Origin of the sequence: Pseudomonas mandelii, assembly GCF_900106065.1 — a bacterium.
GTDB lineage: Bacteria > Pseudomonadota > Gammaproteobacteria > Pseudomonadales > Pseudomonadaceae > Aquipseudomonas > Aquipseudomonas mandelii.
Map to the genome: position 1 here is coordinate 5886120 of NZ_LT629796.1, position 18440 is coordinate 5904559.

Genomic DNA, 18440 nt, shown 5'->3' on the forward strand with positions numbered 1-18440 from the left:
TGGCCTCTGCGGATCAACCGACCGTGGCGCGCAGGTATTCAGGCGTCAGCACGTTGAACCACAGCAGAATCATCTCTACCAGAATAGTCACCAATACCAGGAGCCCGACGCCCCAGACGCACGCCGCATTCAGCAGGCCTTGTTCCTTGCGCTCGTGCATGAACGTCGGCAGGCCGACGAACAGCAAAAACGTCGAATAAGCCGAAGCAGCCATCAACACAATGATTGCCAGCCAGCGACTCGGGTACAGCCCGGCAATCCCCGCCAGGAAAAACGGCGTCGCGGTATACGCCGCAAAACCGATGCATTGATTGATGGTCGGACGCGCGTCGAAGGTGCGCGACATCCAGCGGATGAATCCCCCCATCAACGCCACGCCGACGATGATGGTGACGTACAGCAGCACGCAGAGCTGCAACGCACTTTGAGTACTGAGTTTGACGGTTTCGTTCTCGGCCAGGCTCCAGCCGACATAGGTGGTGCCGATGAACAGGCAGACGGCGGGGATCAAGGCGAGCAGCAGCAAATGCGCGAGGTAATGGCGCGGATGTGCTTCCTCCTCCCGGCGAATATCCGTCCAGGCGAAATTGGGCTGGGTGAACAGTTTGACGATAGGTGCGGACATGACGACCTCCTCCAACGGCCCGTGATGGGGGCCTAAACGTATTGAGGGGGGAGATTTGTCAGGGGTTCATTTTTTCGCGACTTCGCGGAATGACGTGTAGCCGTTGGCGCAGCTTGTGGCGAGGGGGGCAAGCCCCTCGCCACAAGGCTGCTGCTATTACAGCGGGCGGTCACAACATCGGTTTACCGCCGGTCACGCCGTAGCGCTGGCCGGTGATGTAGCTGGCCTCGTCCGACGCCAGCAGCACGTAAATCGGCGCCACTTCCACCGGTTGGCCCGGCCGGCCCAGCGGGGTGTGCGCGCCGAAGTTCTGCACCTCTTCATCGGGCATGGTCGAGACGATCAACGGCGTCCAGATCGGCCCCGGCGCCACGCTGTTCACCCGAATGTTTTTCGGCCCGAGCATCTGCGCCAGGCCACCGGTGAAGTTGGCGATGGCACCCTTGGTCGTGGCGTAGGCCAGGAGGGTGGGCTTGGGCATGTCCGAGTTGACCGAACTGGTGTTGATGATCGAACTGCCGGCCTTCATGTGCTTGAGCGCGGCCTGGCAGATCCTGAACATGGCGGTGATGTTGACGTCGAAGGTCATCACCCATTCTTCGTCCGGGATGTCTTCGAAGTGTTCGTGCGTCATCTGGAAGGCCGCGTTGTTGACCAGAATGTCGATCCGCCCGAAGCGCTCGACTGTCTTGTCCACCAGGGCCTGGCATTGCGCTTTCTGCGCGATGTCGCCGGGCAGCAGCACGCATTGGCGTCCGGCCTGTTCGACCCAACGTGCGGTTTCCTGCGCGTCTTCATGTTCATTGAGGTAGGCAATCGCGACATCGGCGCCTTCACGGGCGAAGGCGATGGCGACCGCACGGCCGATGCCGCTGTCGGCCCCGGTGATCAGGGCGATCTTGCCATCCAGCCGGCCCGAGCCTTTGTAGCTTTTTTCGCCGCAGTCTGGATACGGGTCCATTTTCTTTTGGGAGCCTGGGACAGGTTGGCCTTGTTTGGGGAAGGGTGGTCTTGGGTAGTCAGTCATGGCAAATCTCCGATCTCGGGGCACAGGATTCAAAGGGTTGACCCTGATGTTTTGCCTTGAGTTCGGTTGGATTCAGGTGGGTGCACAAAACCCCGAATCCTGGCAAATCCCTTGTAGGAGCGAAGCTTGCTCGCGAAGGCGGTGTGTCAGTCATACATGTGTCAACTGGCACACCGCCTTCGCGAGCAAGCTTCGCTCCTACAGGGGGATTTGTCGTGTTGTCAGGCCTTGAGGTTGAGCAAACTACGCGCCATGCGTGCCAAGCCTTCTTCGAGCAATGCCCGTGGGCAGCCGAAGTTCAGGCGCACGAACTGGCGGTTGTTGTCGCCGAAATCCAGGCCGGGGCTGAGGCCGACCTTGGCCTGGTCGAGGAAGAACTGCTGCGGATTGTCCAGCCCCAGGGCGGAGCAATCGAGCCATGCCAGATACGTCCCCTGCGGGATATTCATCGTCACGCCCGGCAAGCGCGTGCGAACCGCTTCCACCAGGTAATCCCGATTGCCTTGCAGGTACGCCGTCAACCCGGCCAGCCACGGGCCGCCTTCGCTGTAGGCAACGCGAGTGGCTTCCATTCCCAGCGGGTTGACGCTGTCGACCATGCCGCAACGGGCATGATTGACCCGCGCACGCACCGCCGAGTCTTGAATAATCATGAAGGAGGTTTTAAGACCGGCAATGTTGTAAGCCTTGCTCGCCGACATCAGGGTGATGGTGCGCTGGGCGATCTGCGGGCTGAGCGATGCCGTGGGAATGTGCACGCGCCCGTCGAAGCACAACTCGGCGTGGATTTCGTCGGAGATGATCCACGCGTTGTGTTCCAGGCAAATGTCCGCCAGCGCTTGCAGTTCTTCCCGCGGGAAAACCTTGCCCAGCGGATTGTGCGGGTTGCTCAGCAGCAGCGCGCCGCCGCCGGTCAGTGCCTGGCTCAAGGCCGCAAGCGGCGTGTTGTACGTGCCATCGGCCAGCGCGTCGAATTCCAGTTCAACCTTGTTCAAGCCCCAATGACCTGGCGCATGACGCAGCGGCGGGTAGTTCGGCACCTGGACCACGACGTTTTGTTGCGGCTCGATCAGCGCCTTCAGGGCCATGTTGAAACCCGACTCCACACCCGGCAGGAAAATCAGTTCCTCCGGCAAGACGCGCCAGGCGTATTTGTTCCAGAGATCGGCGACGATGGCGGCGCGCAAATCGTCCTGAGGCACGCTGTAGCCGACCATCGGGTGTTCGAGGCGTTTACGCAGGGCTTCAAGGATGACCGGCGGCGCGGCGAAGTCCATGTCGGCGACCCACATCGGCAACACGTCGGCCGGGTAGCGGCTCCACTTGGTACTGCCGGTGTTGTGGCGGTCGAACACCTGATCAAAATCGAAGGTCATGCTCAGTCTCATAAAAAGCGGGGTTGAACGTGGCGCCATGATAAACGCCAAGCCCCTGCGGGAGCGAGACGGTAATCGCCCAAACAACACAAACCCCTGTGGGAGCGAGCCTGCTCGCGATGGCGTCAGCTCATTCAACATCTATGCAAACTGACCCACCGCTATCGCGAGCAGGCTCGCTCCCACAGGGTTATGCGTGATGGCTGGCATTTGGGCACTGCCCGATGGTCGGTTTTCAGGCAGTCAGTTCTCCCATTGTCTAGAGTTCAAAGTGTCGGTAGCCACGCTGCCGGCACCGTGATCGTCCAGAAAAACCCGGCAAAAGTACCGGGTCTCCACCTGATCAGGAGTGCACGATGGACCTCAACCGTCGTCAGTTCTTCAAGGTCGCCGGTATCGGCCTTGCGGGCTCGAGCCTCGGCGCGCTGGGCATGCTGCCCACGCCTGCCTTTGCCGAGCAGGTACGCCATTTCAAACTCGCCCACACCCATGAAACCCGCAACACCTGCCCGTATTGCTCGGTCGGCTGCGGGTTGATCATGTACAGCCAGGGCGATAACGCCAAAAACGTCGCGCAAAGCATCATCCACATCGAAGGCGACGCAGACCACCCGGTCAACCGCGGCACCCTGTGCCCCAAAGGCGCCGGCCTGCTGGACTTCATTCACAGCCCCGGGCGCCTGCAATATCCGCAGGTGCGCAAACCCGGCAGCACCGAGTGGACGCGCATCTCCTGGGATGAGGCACTGGATCGCGTTGCCGACCTGATGAAGGCCGACCGCGACGCCAACTTTATCGAGAAGAACGACAAGGGCCAAACGGTGAACCGCTGGCTGACTACCGGTTTTCTCGCAGCCTCGGCGGCGTCCAACGAAGCGGGTTATATCACCCACAAGGTCATTCGCAGTCTCGGCATGCTGGGGTTTGATAACCAGGCGCGTGTCTGACACGGCCCGACGGTGGCAAGTCTTGCCCCGACGTACGGCCGTGGTGCCATGACCAATCACTGGACCGATATCGCCAACGCGAATCTGATCCTGGTGATGGGCGGCAACGCAGCAGAAGCGCACCCGTGCGGTTTCAAATGGGTGACCGAAGCCAAGGCGCACAACAAGGCGCGCTTGATCGTGGTCGATCCGCGTTTTACCCGGACCGCTTCGGTGGCCGACTATTACGCGCCGATTCGCACCGGCACCGACATCGCCTTCATGGGCGGGTTGATCAATTACCTGCTGAACGAGGACAAAATCCAGCACGAATACGTGCGCAACTACACCGACGTGTCGTTTATCGTCAAAGCGGGGTACGGCTTCGAGGACGGCATCTTCAGCGGTTACGACGCGGCCAAACGTGTGTATACCGACAAATCCGGCTGGGGGTACGAATTGGGCCAGGACGGTTTCGTCAAAACCGATCCGAGCCTGCAAGACCCGCACTGCGTGTATCAGCTGATGAAGCAGCATTACAGCCGCTACAACATCGAACTGGCGAGCCAGATTTGCGGTATGCCGGTTGATGCCATGCAGAAGATCTGGGAAGAAATCGCCACCTGCTCGCAACCGGGCAAGACCATGACGATTCTCTACGCGCTGGGCTGGACCCAGCACTCGATCGGCTCGCAAATCATCCGCAGCGCGGCGATGGTGCAACTGCTGTTAGGCAACGTCGGCATGCCGGGCGGGGGCGTCAATGCCTTGCGCGGGCACTCCAACATCCAGGGCCTGACCGACCTCGGCTTACTGTCCAACGCACTGCCGGGCTACCTGACCCTGCCGAACGACGCCGAGCAGGATTACACCGCCTACATCACCAAGCGCACGCAAATGCCGTTGCGTCCGGGGCAGCTGTCCTACTGGCAGAACTACAGCAAATTCCACGTCAGCCTGATGAAGGCCTGGTACCGCGACAACGCCACGCTGGAGAACAACTGGGCTTACGACTATTTGCCGAAACTGGACATTCCCAACTACGACATCCTCAAAGTGTTCGACCTGATGGGCCAGGGCAAGGTCAACGGCTATATGTGCCAGGGGTTCAACCCCATCGCGGCGCTGCCTGACAAGAATCGCGTCATGGCGGCCCTGGCCAAGCTCAAATGGCTGGTGGTCATGGACCCGCTGTCCACCGAAACCTCGGAGTTCTGGCGCAATGTCGGGCCGTACAACGATGTAGAAACCGCCGGCATCCAGACCGAAGTCATTCGCCTGCCCACCACCTGTTTTGCCGAGGAGGACGGCTCGCTGGTCAACAGCAGCCGCTGGCTGCAATGGCACTGGAAAGGCGCCGATGGCCCGGGCGAGGCGCGCACCGACGTGCAGATCATGAGCGAACTGTTCCTGCGGCTGCGCCAGCGCTATCAAGCCAAGGGCGGGGCTTATCCCGACCCGATCCTCAAACTGTCGTGGCCGTACAAGATCGCCGACGAACCCTCGCCGGAAGAACTGGCGCGAGAAATCAACGGCACGGCCGTCACCGACTACACCGACGCCACGGGCGCGACGATCAAGGCGAATGCGCAACTGGCCGGGTTTGGCCAGCTCAAGGACGACGGCAGCACGGCGTGCGGCTGCTGGATTTTCTGCGGCAGCTGGACCGAGGCGGGCAATCAGATGGCCCGGCGCGACAACAGCGACCCCTACGGCATGCACCAACATCAGGGCTGGGCCTGGTCCTGGCCGGCCAACCGACGGATTCTCTACAACCGCGCTTCGGCCGACCCGCAAGGCAAGCCATGGGACGAGAAAAAGCGCCTGGTGTGGTGGAACGGTAAAGCCTGGGGCGGCACCGATGTGCCGGACTTCAAGGCCGACTCGCCGCCGGAAGCCGGGATGAATCCGTTCATCATGAACCCCGAAGGCATCGCGCGGTTCTTCGCCGTCGACAAGATGAACGAAGGCCCATTTCCCGAGCACTACGAGCCGTTCGAGACGCCGATCGGCATCAACCCGCTGCACCCGCAAAACAAGAAAGCCACCAGCAACCCGGCGGCGCGGATCTTCGATTCGGTGTGGGATTCCCTCGGCGTGGCCAAAGACTATCCGTATGCGGCGACCAGCTACCGGCTGACCGAGCATTTCCACTTTTGGAGCAAGCATTGCAAGCTCAACGCGATTTCCCAACCCGAGCAATTCGTCGAGATTGGTGAAGTGCTGGCCAAGGAGAAAGGCATTGTCGCTGGCGACCGGGTCCGGGTCAGTTCCAAGCGCGGGCACATCGAAGCGGTGGCAGTGGTGACCAAGCGGATTCGTCCGCTGCAGGTCAACAATCAGGTGGTGCACCAGATCGGCATCCCGCTGCACTGGGGCTTTACCGGCCTCACGCGCCACGGTTACCTGACCAACACCCTGGTGCCGTTCCTCGGCGATGGCAACACACAGACCCCGGAATCCAAGTCATTCCTGGTCAACGTGGAGAAAGTCTAAATGGCCAGCCAAGACATCATTGCCCGTTCGGCCACCACCACCGTGCCGTCCTCGGTGCGCAACCAGGAGGAAGTGGCCAAGCTGATCGACACCACCAAGTGCATCGGTTGCAAGGCCTGCCAGGTCGCCTGCTCGGAATGGAACGAGTTGCGCGACGAGGTCGGCCACAACCTCGGCACCTACGACAACCCGCACGACCTCAGCGCAGAAACCTGGACCCTGATGCGCTTCACCGAGCATGAAACCGACGCCGGCAACCTGGAGTGGCTGATTCGCAAGGATGGCTGCATGCACTGCGCCGAGCCGGGTTGCCTGGCGGCGTGCCCGAGCCCGGGGGCGATCATCAAGCACGCCAACGGCATCGTCGATTTCGATCAGGACCATTGCATCGGTTGCGGCTATTGCATCACCGGGTGCCCGTTCAACATTCCGCGGATCTCGCAAAAGGATCACAAGGCCTATAAATGCACCTTGTGTTCAGACCGGGTGGAAGTGGGGCTGGAACCGGCCTGCGTGAAAACCTGCCCGACCGGCGCCATCGTGTTCGGCAGCAAGGAAGACATGAAAGAACACGCCGCCGAACGCATCGTCGACCTGAAAAGCCGCGGCTTCGATCACGCCGGCCTGTACGACCCCGAAGGCGTGGGCGGTACGCACGTCATGTACGTGCTGCATCACGCCGACACGCCGACGCTGTACGCCGGTTTGCCGGGCAGCCCGACGATCAGCCCGCTGGTGGAATTGTGGAAAGGCGTGAGCAAACCCTTGGGCTTGCTGGCCATGGGCCTGGCGGTGCTGGCCGGGTTCTTCCATTACGTGCGCGTCGGGCCGCAAGTGGTTGAAGAAGATGAATTGCCGCCACTCAACGACCCGGCCGTGCATGAAGTCGATCCGTCGGTGCATACCTTTGATCCGCGTGGGGAGGACAGACCATGATCCGCAGACAGATCCTGCGCTACACCCCAAACCAGCGCACCAATCACTGGCTGGTGGCGATCCTGTTTTTCATGGCCGCGCTGTCAGGCCTGGCGCTGTTTCACCCGGCGTTGTTCTGGCTCAGCCACCTGTTCGGCGGCGGGCCGTGGACACGCATCCTGCACCCGTTCCTGGGGTGGCGATGTTTGTGCTGTTCCTTGGTCTGGTGATCCAGTTCTTTCGGGCGAATTTCTTTATCAGCAATGACCGGTTGTGGCTCCGGCGCGTCGGGCGAGTGATCCGCAATGAAGAGGAGGGTGTGCCGCCGATCGGCAAGTACAACCCGGGGCAGAAGCTGCTGTTCTGGATCTTGCTGCTGTGCATGCTGGTGTTGCTGTTCAGCGGGCTGGTGATCTGGCGTGCGTATTTCAGCGAATACTTCGGCATCACCTCGATTCGCTGGGCGATGCTGCTACATGCCTTGGCGGGTTTTGTGCTGGTGTTGAGCATCATTGTCCACATCTATGCCGGCCTCTGGATCAAAGGCTCGGTCAGCGCCATGGTGCATGGCGGGGTTAGCCGCGCCTGGGCGAAGAAGCACCATGAGCTCTGGTATCGGGAAGTGACCCGGGACGAGCACCCTGAGCGGCCGATCAGCAAAAAAGGATAAGCCCTTTGGCAACCATTCTTGAGCCTGGAGAGATCGAAGCGGCGGCGGGTTCTCCGCCGTTCCTGCACCTGCCACCGAACAACCTGTTCGCGTTGCGGGCGCTGCGCCTGGAAAAACTGGCAGACGGGCACCCACTGGCCGATTACCTGCGGCTGGTGGCGGACCTGTGCCGCGTTCAGCAGGACCTGTTGGACAATCCACCTGACTCGGCGCCACTCGATCCCGAGCGTCTGCGAATGTGCCAGCAACACGGTCTGCCACCGTTCGCTGCCGACAGCCTGGTGCGCGAAGACACCTGGCTGGCGTATCTCGACGCCTTGTTGCAGCGGTACTCGCCACCACCAGACTCCGCCGTCGAGAAAGCCATCGCGTCCTTGCGCAATGCCAACAGCGGGCAACGCAAAGCCTGGGCGATCACACTGGTCAGCGGCCAGTATTCGCTGCTGCCGGCGGCGCTGGTGCCCTTTCTTGGCGCGGCGTTGCAGGCCGCGTTCAGTCATTGGCTGCTGCACACGCCGAAGCTTGCGCTCAAACCCGGCGACAGCCTCAACCAATGCCCGGCCTGTGGTTCGCCGGCCATGGCCGGGGTCATTCGCCATCGCGGCAAACACAACGGTTTGCGTTATCTGGTGTGCTCGTTGTGTGCCTGCGAATGGCACGTGGTGCGGGTCAAATGCGTGTACTGCGAACAAAGCAAAGGCCTGGAATACGTCAGCCTCGATGACGACCGCCATGCCGCCAATCAGGCGCCGTTGCGCGCCGAAACCTGCCCCGGCTGCCACAGCTACCTGAAACTGCTGTACCTGGAAAACGACGCCGAGGCCGAAGCGCTCTCGACCGACCTGACCAGCCTGATGCTGGACATGCGTCTGGAACAGGAGGGTTACGTGCGCCCGGCACCGAATCTTCTGCTCGCACCGGGAGGCGATTAAGCACAACGGCTACACTCAGGCGCGACAGTTAACGTTTGCGGGAGCGCCTGATGCCTGCCAGATCCGCCAGCCCAGCCTTGCGGCTGCCTTCCATCGACAGTTTGCTGCGCCATCCGGCGTGCCTGCCATTGACCGAGCGCTATGGGCGTGACGCGCTGCTGGCCAGCCTGCGGCAGTTGCTGGATGACCTGCGCGAACCAGTACTGTCAAGCCAACTCGACGCCGTTGAAATCACCCCAGAAGTCTTGGCTGGCAGAGCGGGCGAGCGCCTGGATCTCCAGCATCGCAGCCAGGTACGCCGGGTGTTCAACCTGACCGGCACGGTGCTGCACACCAACCTTGGCCGCGCGTTATTGCCAGACGAAGCCATCGATGCGGTGCAAAGGGCCGCTCGCTATCCGCTCAATCTCGAATTCGACCTGCAAAGCGGCAAGCGCGGCGACCGTGACGACCTGATCGAAGGCCTGATCCGTGAACTGACCGGCGCCGAAGCCGTGACCGTGGTCAACAATAACGCCGCTGCCGTGCTGCTGACGCTCAACAGCCTGGGCGCGCGCAAGGAAGGGATCATTTCACGAGGCGAGCTGATCGAAATCGGCGGCGCCTTCCGCATTCCCGACATCATGGCCCGGGCCGGCGTCAAACTGCACGAAGTCGGCACCACCAATCGCACCCACGCCCGGGATTACGAGGCGGCGATTGGCCCGCGCAGTGGTCTGCTGATGCGGGTGCATGCGAGCAATTACGCCATTGAAGGCTTCACCGCCCGGGTGCCGACGGCCGAGTTGGCTGAATTGGCGCACAAGCACGGGCTGCCACTGCTCGAAGACCTTGGCAGCGGCAGTCTGCTGGACCTGACCCGCTGGGGCTTGCCCGCCGAACCCACGGTGCGCCAGGCGTTGATCGATGGCGCGGACATCGTCACCTTCAGCGGCGACAAGTTACTCGGCGGTCCACAGGCCGGGTTGATCGTCGGCCGCAAAGACTTGATCGCGAAGATCAAGAAGAACCCGCTCAAACGTGCGTTGCGGGTCGACAAACTGACCCTGGCAGCCCTCGAAGCGGTGTTGAGTCTGTACCGCAATCCCGATCAACTGGCCGAACGACTGCCGAGCCTGCGCCTGCTGACCCGACCGCAGGCCGACATTCTTGCGCAAGCCGAACGCCTGCAACCGTCATTGGCGCTGGCTCTGGGCGATGGCTGGAGCGTCAGCGCTGTGGCAGCGCTGGGCATGATCGGCAGCGGCAGCCAACCGGTGGCTCGCCTGCCGAGCGCGGCGTTGTGCCTGCGCCCGTTGGTCAGCAAACGCCTGCGCGGCCGGCATTTACTGGGGCTGGAGGCCGCGTTCCGTCAGCTGGCCATTCCGGTGCTAGGCCGGATTGACGACGACGCGCTGTGGCTGGACCTGCGCCAACTGGACGACGAAGCCGCGTGGCGGGCGCAACTCGATCAATTGCAGGTGCCAGGGTGATTGTCGGCACCGCCGGGCACATCGACCACGGCAAGACGGCGTTGCTCCAGGCGTTGACTGGCCAAGCCGGCGACCGTCGCCGGGAAGAGCGCGAGCGCGGCATGACCATCGACCTCGGTTATCTCTACGCCGCATTGGAACCGGGCGCTGCATTGACCGGTTTTATCGACGTACCGGGTCATGAGCGCTTCACTCACAACATGCTGGCCGGAGCCCAGGGCATCGATCTGGTATTGCTGGTAGTGGCGGCGGATGACGGCGTCATGCCCCAGACCCGCGAACATCTGGCAATCGTCGAACTGCTGGGCATCCCTCGGGCGCTGGTGGCGATCAGCAAATGCGACCGGGTCGATCTGGCCCGCGTGCAGGCCGTGCGCGAACAAATCGAAAGTTTGCTGGCGCCCGGGCCGTATGCCGGCGCGCCGCAGATTGCCCTGTCGAGCGTGACCGGGGAGGGCGTCGAGACGTTGCGTCTGGCCTTGCTGGATGCGCAGCGTGATGTGCTGCAACGCAGCACCCGTGGCGGTTTTCGTCTGGCGACTGATCGTGCGTTCAGCGTGGCCGGGGCCGGTATCGTGGTGACCGGCACGGCGCTGTCCGGGCAGGTTGCCGTGGGCGATACGCTGATGCTCGGTCCGTTGGGCAAACCCGTGCGCGTGCGTGGCTTGCATGCGCAAAACCAGGCCGCAGAGATTGGGGTTGCGGGTCAGCGAGTGGCGCTGAACCTGAGTGCCGAGCGCTTGGCACTGGAGCAGATTCACCGTGGCCACTGGCTGGCGTCCGAGTGGCTCTACGCACCGACCCAGCGCCTGGACATTGACATGCGGTTGCTGGCCAGCGAAGCCAAGGCGTTCGAGCATTTTCAAACGGTGCATGTTCACTTGGGGACGCAGGATGTCACGGGGCGAGTGGCGCTGTTGGAAGGTGCCAGCGTTGCGCCGGGTGAACGGATGTTCGCGCAAATCCTGCTGAATGCGCCGGCGCAGGCGGTTAAGGGCGATCCGTTGATTCTGCGTGACCAGAGCGCTCAACGAACCCTCGGCGGTGGCCGGGTGCTCGACCCGTTCGCCCCGACCCGACACCGTCGCAGTCCCGAGCGATTGGCGCAGCTGCAGGCACTCGCCACCCGCAACGAGCTGGAAGACGTGCTGCCTGCGTTATTGCTGAACAGTGAAACCGGGCTCGACCCGCGACGCCTGGAGCGTCAGTTCAACCGGCCGCGTGACACCTGGGTCCTGCCCGCCAATATCCGTTTGATCGATACCCGCCAAGGCCCCTTGCTGTTCAGCGCTGACCGTTGGGAAGCGCTGAAAGCGCCATTGCTGGGGCATCTGGCTCGTTTCCACCAGCTCGAACCGGACCAGATGGGCCCCGACCGGGATCGCTTGCGGCGCTTCGCCGGGACATCTTTGGATCGGCCGACTTTCATCAGCCTGGTCGACGAATTACTCACCAGTGGCGCCATGCTGGCCAGCGGGCCGTGGCTGCATTTGCCCGAGCATCAGGTGCGCTTGAGCGAAGAGGACGAAGCGTTGTGGCAACAGCTGCAACCGTTGTTCGAACAGGCAGGGTTCAATGCCCCATGGGTGCGCGACCTTGGCCATGACGAAGTGACGGTGCGCCTGCTGCTGCGAAAAATGGCGAGGCTGGGGCTGGTGCATCAGGTCGTCCGTGACCTGTTCTACACCGAAGCAGTCATTCGCCGATTGGCGGCTATGCTTGTGCAACTGGCCGCGCAGAACCCGGTGATTCAGGTCACGGCGTTTCGCGATGCCGTGGGCCTGGGGCGCAAGCGCAGCATCCAGATCCTCGAATACTTCGACCGGCTGGGCCTGACCCGACGCTTTGGCGACAAGCGCCATCTGCGGCTCGACAATGCCCTGGCCCAGCCATCAGGAAACTGACTTCAAGGAAGGCAATCGCGCCCGGTGGCGCGGCCGGGCTTCAAACCCGGTTGGGGACGGCATCCGTTCCCGGGCAGGTTCGACTCCGGCTGCCTTCCGCCATTTCCCTTCATAGATGCCCGAAATTCAGCGGGTACTGAACGACCACGTACACCCGGTCAATATCATCGCCGGCCTGCGCCGCATTGGCCCGATGCGAGACATGGGACAGTTGCAGCGATAACCCCTTGGCCGCGCCGGACTGCACGATGTAGCGCAGGTCGATGTCGCGCTCCCAATGCCGGCCGCCATCGCCTTGTTGTGGCACGTATTCGCCGATGGACTCATCGAAAGGGTTGTAGGCGCCGCCCTTGGGCGCACGGGTGCCGTCGATCCGGCTGCCCATGACGTAACGGGTCATGAAATTCAGGCCAGGTATGCCGAAGGTGCTCAAATCGAGGTCGTAGCGTGCCTGCCATGAGCGTTCGTGGGCGCCGTTGAAATCGGCGTACTTGATCGAGTTGGCGAGGTAGATCGAGTCGCCGCCGACAAAATCGAACGGCGTATCGCCATTGATTTTTTGATAGGCCAGGGTGAAGGCGTGGGCATCGACGGTGTACTTGCCCGACAGGCTGAACGCGGTGTTGTCGATGGCGCCGGCCAGCGCTTTGCCGGTGTCTTGCGTGTGGTAGAGATTGGCGTCGAGGAACACCCCGGGCTGCTTCAGGTGCAGGTTGGCGTAGTACTGATGCCAGGTGTCGCTGAGTTCTGAGGCATAGAGCGCGCCGCCGACGGGGCGTTGGGTGAATAAGTCAGCGCCCAGAAACGTAATGCCTCCGGCTTCGGTGTTGGCGCCGTAGCCGTAGAAATTGCCTTTGCTCGAAGAACTGTCCTGGTTTTTGAACGCGGTGAAATGCCCGGCCAGCAGATTCACGTCATCGATTTCGCGGCTGTTCAATAGAAAGCCTGTGGCGTATTCCGGTTGCAAGCGTTTGTCCGCGGTGTCGAACACCGGGGTTTCCACCATCATTTCACCGAACGCCAAGGTGGTTCGCGAGGCTCTGATTTTCAGTGCGCCGCCGCCACTGGAATAGTTGTCTTCGCTACGGCCGTCATCATTCACGGGCAGCAATCCGGTCCCGGAATGACCTTTGCCGCCATCCAGCTTCAATCCCAGAAAGGCGTGGGCGTCGAGGCCTAAGCCGAGCGTGCCGGGTGTGAATCCAGATTCAAAAGTGCTGATAAAGCCTTGAGCCCACTCGGCTTTATAGCTTTTACCTGTCGGCGAAGGGGACCGGTAGTCGCTGTTGAGGTAGAAGTTGCGGCTGAGCACGTCAAGCGCCGCGCCATCCAGAAACCCTTGTGCGGGTTCATCCGCCCAGGCTGTTCCGGCGAACAGCACCGACAACCAAAAGGGCAACCGGGTACGCAGGTCTTGCTTGCCAAACTTCATCATCAATCACCACGCAGCAGCGACTGCGGAGGGTCCGCAGTCGCTCGCTTTTCAGAGGAGGACCGCTTAATGGCCTTCCGAGGCACCGAACATTGTTTTGGCGTAGATCAGGCCAAGACCGTAGGAACCACCGTTGGCAATCGAGGTTTTCACGGTTTCTTCATAGGTTTCGGTACGTGCCCAGTCGCGTTGCAGTTCGAGCAGGTATTGCAGCGAGGTCATTGGACGGGCGCCGATCTGGATCATGCGCTGCATGGCCATTTCATGGGCTTCGGTGCTGACGTCGCCACAGGCGTCGGCAATCACGTAGACCTCAAAACCCTGGTCGATGGCCGACAGCGCCGGGCCGACGATGCACACCGAGGTCCACAGGCCGGCGAGGACGATTTTCTGTTTGCCGAATTTGTTGACTTCGACGGCGATGCGCTCGTCTTCCCAGGTGTTCATGCTGGTGCGGTCGATGACGTTGTGTTCCGGAAACACCGACTTGATTTCGTCGAAGATCGGCCCGGAAAAGCTCTTCTCGGCGACAGTGGTCAGGATGGTCGAGACTTTGAAGCCGCGCGCGGCCTTGGCCACGAGGGCGGCGTTGTTGCGCAGGGTGACGGCGTCGATCGACTTGGTCGCGAAGGACATCTGCGATTGGTGATCAATCATGATCAGGGTGTGGTCGGTCGGGGTCAGCAGGGTTTTGCCGGGAGCAGCTTTGGCGATGGCCATGGCGAGGTCCTTACGGGTGAGTGAGGAGGCCATGGTTGCGCAGATTCAGGCGGGAATATTGAAGCGATGTGCTGTGTTTGGTTATTTGCGAGGACGCCTGAAGAACGGCCCCGCGCAATATCGGTCAGTGCGCGGGGCCTTCGGTCATTGCATCACATAACGCCCGGGTGCCGATTCCAGCGCCGGGTAGTGCGCGTTGCCGATGTGCGACACCGAAGGCTGACGCTCGCCGGCCTGGTCTGCCAGCCAGACAAACCAGTCATTCCACCAGCTGCCGGCCTGTTCCTGGGCATTCATGAACCAGGTGTCGGGATCCTTCGACACTCGATTGTTGGTCCAGTAATGGCGTTTTTCCCTGGCCGGCGGGTTGATCACCCCGGCGATGTGCCCTGAGGCACCCAGCACAAAGCGCTTGGTCCCGGAGAGCAATTGGGTGCTGGCATAAGCGCTGCGCCACGGCACGATGTGATCGTCGTGGGTGGCGAGGATGTACGCCGGTGCATCGATGGCGCGCAGGTTGAGTTTGACCCCGCAGCAGTCCAGCTCACCTGATTTCAGGTCGTTCTGCAGGTAGGTGTGACGCAGATACCAGCAGTACATCGGCCCCGGAAGGTTGGTGCTGTCGTTGTTCCAGAACAGCAAGTCGAGGGGGATGGGTTTCTGGCCCTTGAGGTATTTGTCGACGTTGTAGTTCCACCACAAATCATTCGGGCGCAGCAGCGAGAAGGTGTTGCCCATGTCCTCGCCCTTGAACAGGCCGATGGGGCCCTCCTGACCACCGATGGTGCGCTCGCGGTAGGCCACCAGTTGTTCGTCGACGAAGATGTCGATGGGGCCGGTGTCGAGGTAATCGAGGAAGGTGGTCAACAGGCTCACGCTGCCAATGTCCTTGTCGCCGCGCGCCGCCAGTACCGCCAGCGCCGAACTCAACAGCGTGCCGCCGATGCAGAAACCCACGCAATTGGGGCGTTGTTCGCCGCTGATCTCGCGGGTCACTTGCAGGCCTTTGATGATGCCGGTGTCGATCAGGTCATCCCAGGTGGTGCCGGCGTGCGCCTGATCGAAGTTGCGCCACGACATCAGGAACACCGGGTGGCCTTGTTGCAGCAGATGGCGAACCATCGAGTTGTCCGGGCGCAGGTCGAGGATGTAGTACTTGTTGATCGACGGCGGGACGATGAACACCGGGCGCCGGTACTGGGTTTCGCTTTGCGGGTAGTACTGAATCAACTGGAACAGTTCGTTCTCGAACACCACTTCGCCGGGGGTGTTGGCCAGATCCACGCCGACCTTGAAAGCGCCGCTGTCGCACTGACGCATCTTGCCTTCTTGCAGGTCGCTGGCCAGGTGCAACAGGCCGGTGAACAGGCTGCCGCCCTGAGTGTCGACGACGCGTTGCAAGGCATCGGGGTTGCTCGCCAGAAAGTTGCTGGGCGCCCCGGCGGCAATCGCTTGCTCCACCAGATACAGCAGACGCTGGCGGGGTTTCTTGTCTTTGATCGGCAGTTTATCGAGCAGCTTCAACAGAAAACCGGCATTGAGCAGGTAGAACGCTGCGAGGGAGCCGAACAGCGGCGTGCTCCAGTTGCCACTGGAAAAACGTCGATCTTCAAAGGAAAACGGCTGGCCGGTCAGCAGCCGCTGGCCCAGATCACCCCATTGGGTTTGATACTCGGCTTGCAGGCTTTCCAGTGTGGTGCGTGGCAGGTCGAACCACTTCTCGTATTCCTGGCCGGTGAACCAAGGATTGGTGCTCACCCACAAGCGTAATTGTTGCACTGCAAAGGAGGCAATGAACGGGACCTGGCCTGACCAGAAGGTGTTGAAGGTGTGCGCGTTATTGTCCATGGAACTCCTTGCCCACATCGGTAAACCGGGCAGAAAAAAACCGCGGTGCCGCCATTCGGCACCGCGTCAGCAGTCAAGCAAGCAGTCCTGTGATTCTTGTTATCGTTCGATGACCAGGCTGACACCTTGGCCGCCACCGATGCACAACGTGGCCAGGCCTTTTTTGCCGTCACGGCGAATGAGCTCGTGCACCAGTGACACCAGAATCCGCGCGCCCGACGCGCCGATCGGATGACCCAACGCAATCGCGCCACCGTTGACGTTGACCTTGGCGGTGTCCCAACCCAGTTCCTTGCCAACCGCCAGTGATTGCGCGGCAAACGCTTCGTTGGCTTCGATCAGGTCGAGGTCGTCCAGGCTCCAGCCGGCTTTTTCCAGCACCAGACGGGTGGCCGGGACCGGGCCGATGCCCATGATCGACGGGTCGACGCCCGCACTGGCGTAAGCCTTGATGCGCGCCAGCACCGGCAAGCCAAGGGCCTGGGCCTTGGCGGCGCTGGCCAGCAGCAACACGGCGGCGCCATCGTTGAGAGTCGACGAATTGCCGGCGGTCACGCTGCCGTCTTTCTTGAACGCCGGTTTAAGGTTGCTCAACGCTTGCAGCGTGCCGCCCGGTCGCGGTTGTTCATCCGTGTCGAACACCAGCGGATCGCCCTTGCGCTGAGGGATCAGGATCGGGGTGATTTGCCCCTTGAAGTAGCCCGCTTCGATGGCGGCGGCTGCTTTCTGTTGCGAGGCGGCGGCGAAGGCGTCCTGATCTTCGCGGCTGACGCTGTACTGCGTGGCCAGATTTTCAGCGGTGATGCCCATGTGGTAGTCGTTGAAGGCATCCCACAAACCGTCCTGAATCACGCTGTCTTGCAACTGCGCATGACCCAGACGCAAACCGGTGCGTACCTTGGGCAGCACATAAGGCGCCAGGCTCATGTTTTCCTGACCGCCGGCAATCACCAGCTCGGCGTCGCCGCAGCGGATCGCCTGGACCGCCAGTTGCACAGCCTTGAGGCCCGAGCCGCAGACCTTGTTCAGCGTCAGGGCAGGGGTGGTGAAGGGCAGGCCGGCCTTGATTGCCGTCTGACGTGCCGGGTTTTGCCCCGAGCCTGCGGTGAGCACCTGGCCAAGAATCACTTCATCAATCTGCGAGCCGTCCAGGCCGGTTTCTTCCAGCAGACGGCGGATCACCGCTGCGCCCAGTTCAGTGGCTGGAATCGCGGACAAAGCCCCTTGAAAACTGCCGATGGCGGTACGTGTAGCGGCAACGATTACGACTTCGTTCATGCGTGACCTCATTAAGATGTTGTCGAGCGGGAGCAGGGCGTCCTTGCCCTGATCGGTCTACTGCATGTTCATGCCGCCGTTCACCGAGAAATCAGCGCCGGTGCTGTAGCCCGATTCATCGGAGGCCAGCCAGGCGACGATCGAGGCGATTTCTTCGGGTTGGCCGAGGCGCCCGACGGGGGTGGCGGCGATCATGGTGTCGAGGATGTCCGGGCGGATGGCCGCGGTCATGCTGGTCTGGATGTAGCCCGGGGAGACGGTGTTGACGGTCACGCCCTTGCCGGACACTTCCCGCGCCAGGGCCATGGTGAAGCCATGGATGCCGGCCTTGGCAGCGCTGTAGTTGGTCTGGCCGAACTGGCCTCGTTGGCCGTTGATCGAGGAGATATTGATGACCCGTCCCCAGCCCTTGGCCAACATTCCTTCAATCACCTGCTTGGTGGTGTTGAACATGCCGCTCAAGTTGGTGCCGATCACGGCATTCCAGTCCTCGGGCGTCAACTTGCGGAAGGAGGCATCCCGGGTGATGCCGGCGTTATTGACCAGCACATCGATCGGGCCGAATTGTTCCCGCGCCATCTCGAAGGCCTTGCGCGTCGACTCCCAATCGGTGATGTCGCCGTAGATGCATTCGAACTGATAACCGGCTGCCAATTGGCCGGCAATCCAGTCGTTTTTGCGGGCGGAATCCGAGCTGCAACCGACGATGACTTTGAACCCTTCCTTGTACAGGCGCTGGCTGATCGCCGTACCAATCCCACCCATACCACCTGTGACCAACGCAATACGACCAAGCGACTTCATAAGCTCCGTTCCTCT

Annotated in this window: 13 protein-coding genes, 1 tRNA gene and 1 pseudogene; 7 read left to right on the forward strand and 8 right to left on the reverse strand. The window is 61.6% G+C overall.

Features of this window, described 5'->3' with window-relative positions; genetic code table 11:
- Positions 1 to 13 precede the first annotated feature (13 nt).
- From BLU63_RS27330 to BLU63_RS27340, 3 genes are all read right to left on the reverse strand, one after another.
- Positions 14 to 625 (reverse strand): Yip1 family protein, encoded by a 612-nt coding sequence (locus tag BLU63_RS27330; RefSeq protein ID WP_083376735.1) that lies wholly within the window; start codon positions 623 to 625, stop codon positions 14 to 16.
- A 169-nt stretch (positions 626 to 794) separates the two neighbouring features.
- Entirely contained in the window at positions 795 to 1652 is an 858-nt protein-coding gene (locus BLU63_RS27335) for an SDR family oxidoreductase (RefSeq protein ID WP_010460357.1), read from the reverse strand.
- Between the two features lie 221 nt (positions 1653 to 1873).
- Entirely contained in the window at positions 1874 to 3028 is a 1155-nt protein-coding gene (locus BLU63_RS27340; RefSeq protein ID WP_083376736.1) for a MalY/PatB family protein, read from the reverse strand.
- Between the two features lie 356 nt (positions 3029 to 3384).
- Here BLU63_RS27340 and fdnG point away from each other — a divergent pair, with 356 nt between their 5' ends.
- From fdnG to BLU63_RS27380, 7 genes and pseudogenes are all read left to right on the forward strand, one after another.
- Entirely contained in the window at positions 3385 to 6450 is a 3066-nt protein-coding gene (fdnG, locus tag BLU63_RS27350; RefSeq protein ID WP_144443476.1) for a formate dehydrogenase-N subunit alpha, read from the forward strand.
- Positions 6451 to 7386 (forward strand): formate dehydrogenase subunit beta, encoded by a 936-nt coding sequence (gene fdxH, locus BLU63_RS27355; protein WP_010460350.1) that lies wholly within the window; start codon positions 6451 to 6453, stop codon positions 7384 to 7386. It begins immediately after the preceding gene.
- Positions 7383 to 8035 (forward strand): annotated as a pseudogene (locus BLU63_RS27360) (formate dehydrogenase subunit gamma). The gene fdxH and the pseudogene BLU63_RS27360 overlap by 4 nt, the downstream one beginning before the upstream one ends.
- Before the next feature lie 5 nt (positions 8036 to 8040).
- On the forward strand, positions 8041 to 8967 hold the full coding sequence (gene fdhE, locus BLU63_RS27365) for a formate dehydrogenase accessory protein FdhE (protein ID WP_083376738.1): 927 nt from the start codon (positions 8041 to 8043) through the stop codon (positions 8965 to 8967).
- Between the two features lie 50 nt (positions 8968 to 9017).
- A complete protein-coding gene (gene selA, locus BLU63_RS27370) occupies positions 9018 to 10439 on the forward strand; it encodes an L-seryl-tRNA(Sec) selenium transferase (protein ID WP_083376739.1) in 1422 nt (473 codons plus the stop codon).
- Positions 10436 to 12343 (forward strand): selenocysteine-specific translation elongation factor, encoded by a 1908-nt coding sequence (gene selB, locus BLU63_RS27375; protein WP_083376740.1) that lies wholly within the window; start codon positions 10436 to 10438, stop codon positions 12341 to 12343. The genes selA and selB overlap by 4 nt, the downstream gene beginning before the upstream one ends.
- Before the next feature lie 6 nt (positions 12344 to 12349).
- Positions 12350 to 12445 (forward strand) — tRNA-Sec (locus BLU63_RS27380).
- 7 nt (positions 12446 to 12452) lie between these two features.
- Here the strand turns inward: BLU63_RS27380 and BLU63_RS27385 are convergent.
- The 5 genes from BLU63_RS27385 to phbB all read right to left on the reverse strand — a co-directional run bounded on the left by BLU63_RS27385 (position 12453) and on the right by phbB (position 18425).
- The gene (locus BLU63_RS27385) at positions 12453 to 13775 is read right to left on the reverse strand and encodes an OprD family porin (protein ID WP_083376741.1); all 1323 of its coding nucleotides are present in this window, start codon (positions 13773 to 13775) and stop codon (positions 12453 to 12455) included.
- A 66-nt stretch (positions 13776 to 13841) separates the two neighbouring features.
- Positions 13842 to 14495: a hydrolase gene (locus BLU63_RS27390; protein ID WP_010460339.1), complete on the reverse strand. Its 654-nt coding sequence runs from the start codon at positions 14493 to 14495 to the stop codon at positions 13842 to 13844.
- A gap of 144 nt (positions 14496 to 14639) precedes the next feature.
- The gene (gene phaC / locus BLU63_RS27395) at positions 14640 to 16343 is read right to left on the reverse strand and encodes a class I poly(R)-hydroxyalkanoic acid synthase (protein WP_083376742.1); all 1704 of its coding nucleotides are present in this window, start codon (positions 16341 to 16343) and stop codon (positions 14640 to 14642) included.
- Between the two features lie 99 nt (positions 16344 to 16442).
- Positions 16443 to 17621, reverse strand: a complete 1179-nt coding sequence (locus tag BLU63_RS27400; protein WP_083376743.1) for an acetyl-CoA C-acetyltransferase — start codon at positions 17619 to 17621, stop codon at positions 16443 to 16445.
- Positions 17622 to 17678: 57 nt separating this feature from the next.
- A complete protein-coding gene (gene phbB, locus BLU63_RS27405) occupies positions 17679 to 18425 on the reverse strand; it encodes an acetoacetyl-CoA reductase (protein ID WP_010460332.1) in 747 nt (248 codons plus the stop codon).
- Positions 18426 to 18440: the final 15 nt, after the last annotated feature.

What these genes read in the sequence shown, in the direction of transcription:
- BLU63_RS27330 (WP_083376735.1), bottom strand. Translation starts at nt 625, where the DNA reads ATGTCCGCACCTATCGTCAAACTGTTCACCCAGCCCAATTTCGCCTGG.
- BLU63_RS27335 (WP_010460357.1), bottom strand. Translation starts at nt 1,652, where the DNA reads ATGACTGACTACCCAAGACCACCCTTCCCCAAACAAGGCCAACCTGTC.
- BLU63_RS27340 (WP_083376736.1), bottom strand. Translation starts at nt 3,028, where the DNA reads ATGACCTTCGATTTTGATCAGGTGTTCGACCGCCACAACACCGGCAGT.
- fdxH (WP_010460350.1), top strand. Translation starts at nt 6,451, where the DNA reads ATGGCCAGCCAAGACATCATTGCCCGTTCGGCCACCACCACCGTGCCG.
- selA (WP_083376739.1), top strand. Translation starts at nt 9,018, where the DNA reads ATGCCTGCCAGATCCGCCAGCCCAGCCTTGCGGCTGCCTTCCATCGAC.
- BLU63_RS27385 (WP_083376741.1), bottom strand. Translation starts at nt 13,775, where the DNA reads ATGAAGTTTGGCAAGCAAGACCTGCGTACCCGGTTGCCCTTTTGGTTG.
- BLU63_RS27390 (WP_010460339.1), bottom strand. Translation starts at nt 14,495, where the DNA reads ATGGCCATCGCCAAAGCTGCTCCCGGCAAAACCCTGCTGACCCCGACC.
- phaC (WP_083376742.1), bottom strand. Translation starts at nt 16,343, where the DNA reads ATGGACAATAACGCGCACACCTTCAACACCTTCTGGTCAGGCCAGGTC.
- BLU63_RS27400 (WP_083376743.1), bottom strand. Translation starts at nt 17,621, where the DNA reads ATGAACGAAGTCGTAATCGTTGCCGCTACACGTACCGCCATCGGCAGT.
- phbB (WP_010460332.1), bottom strand. Translation starts at nt 18,425, where the DNA reads ATGAAGTCGCTTGGTCGTATTGCGTTGGTCACAGGTGGTATGGGTGGG.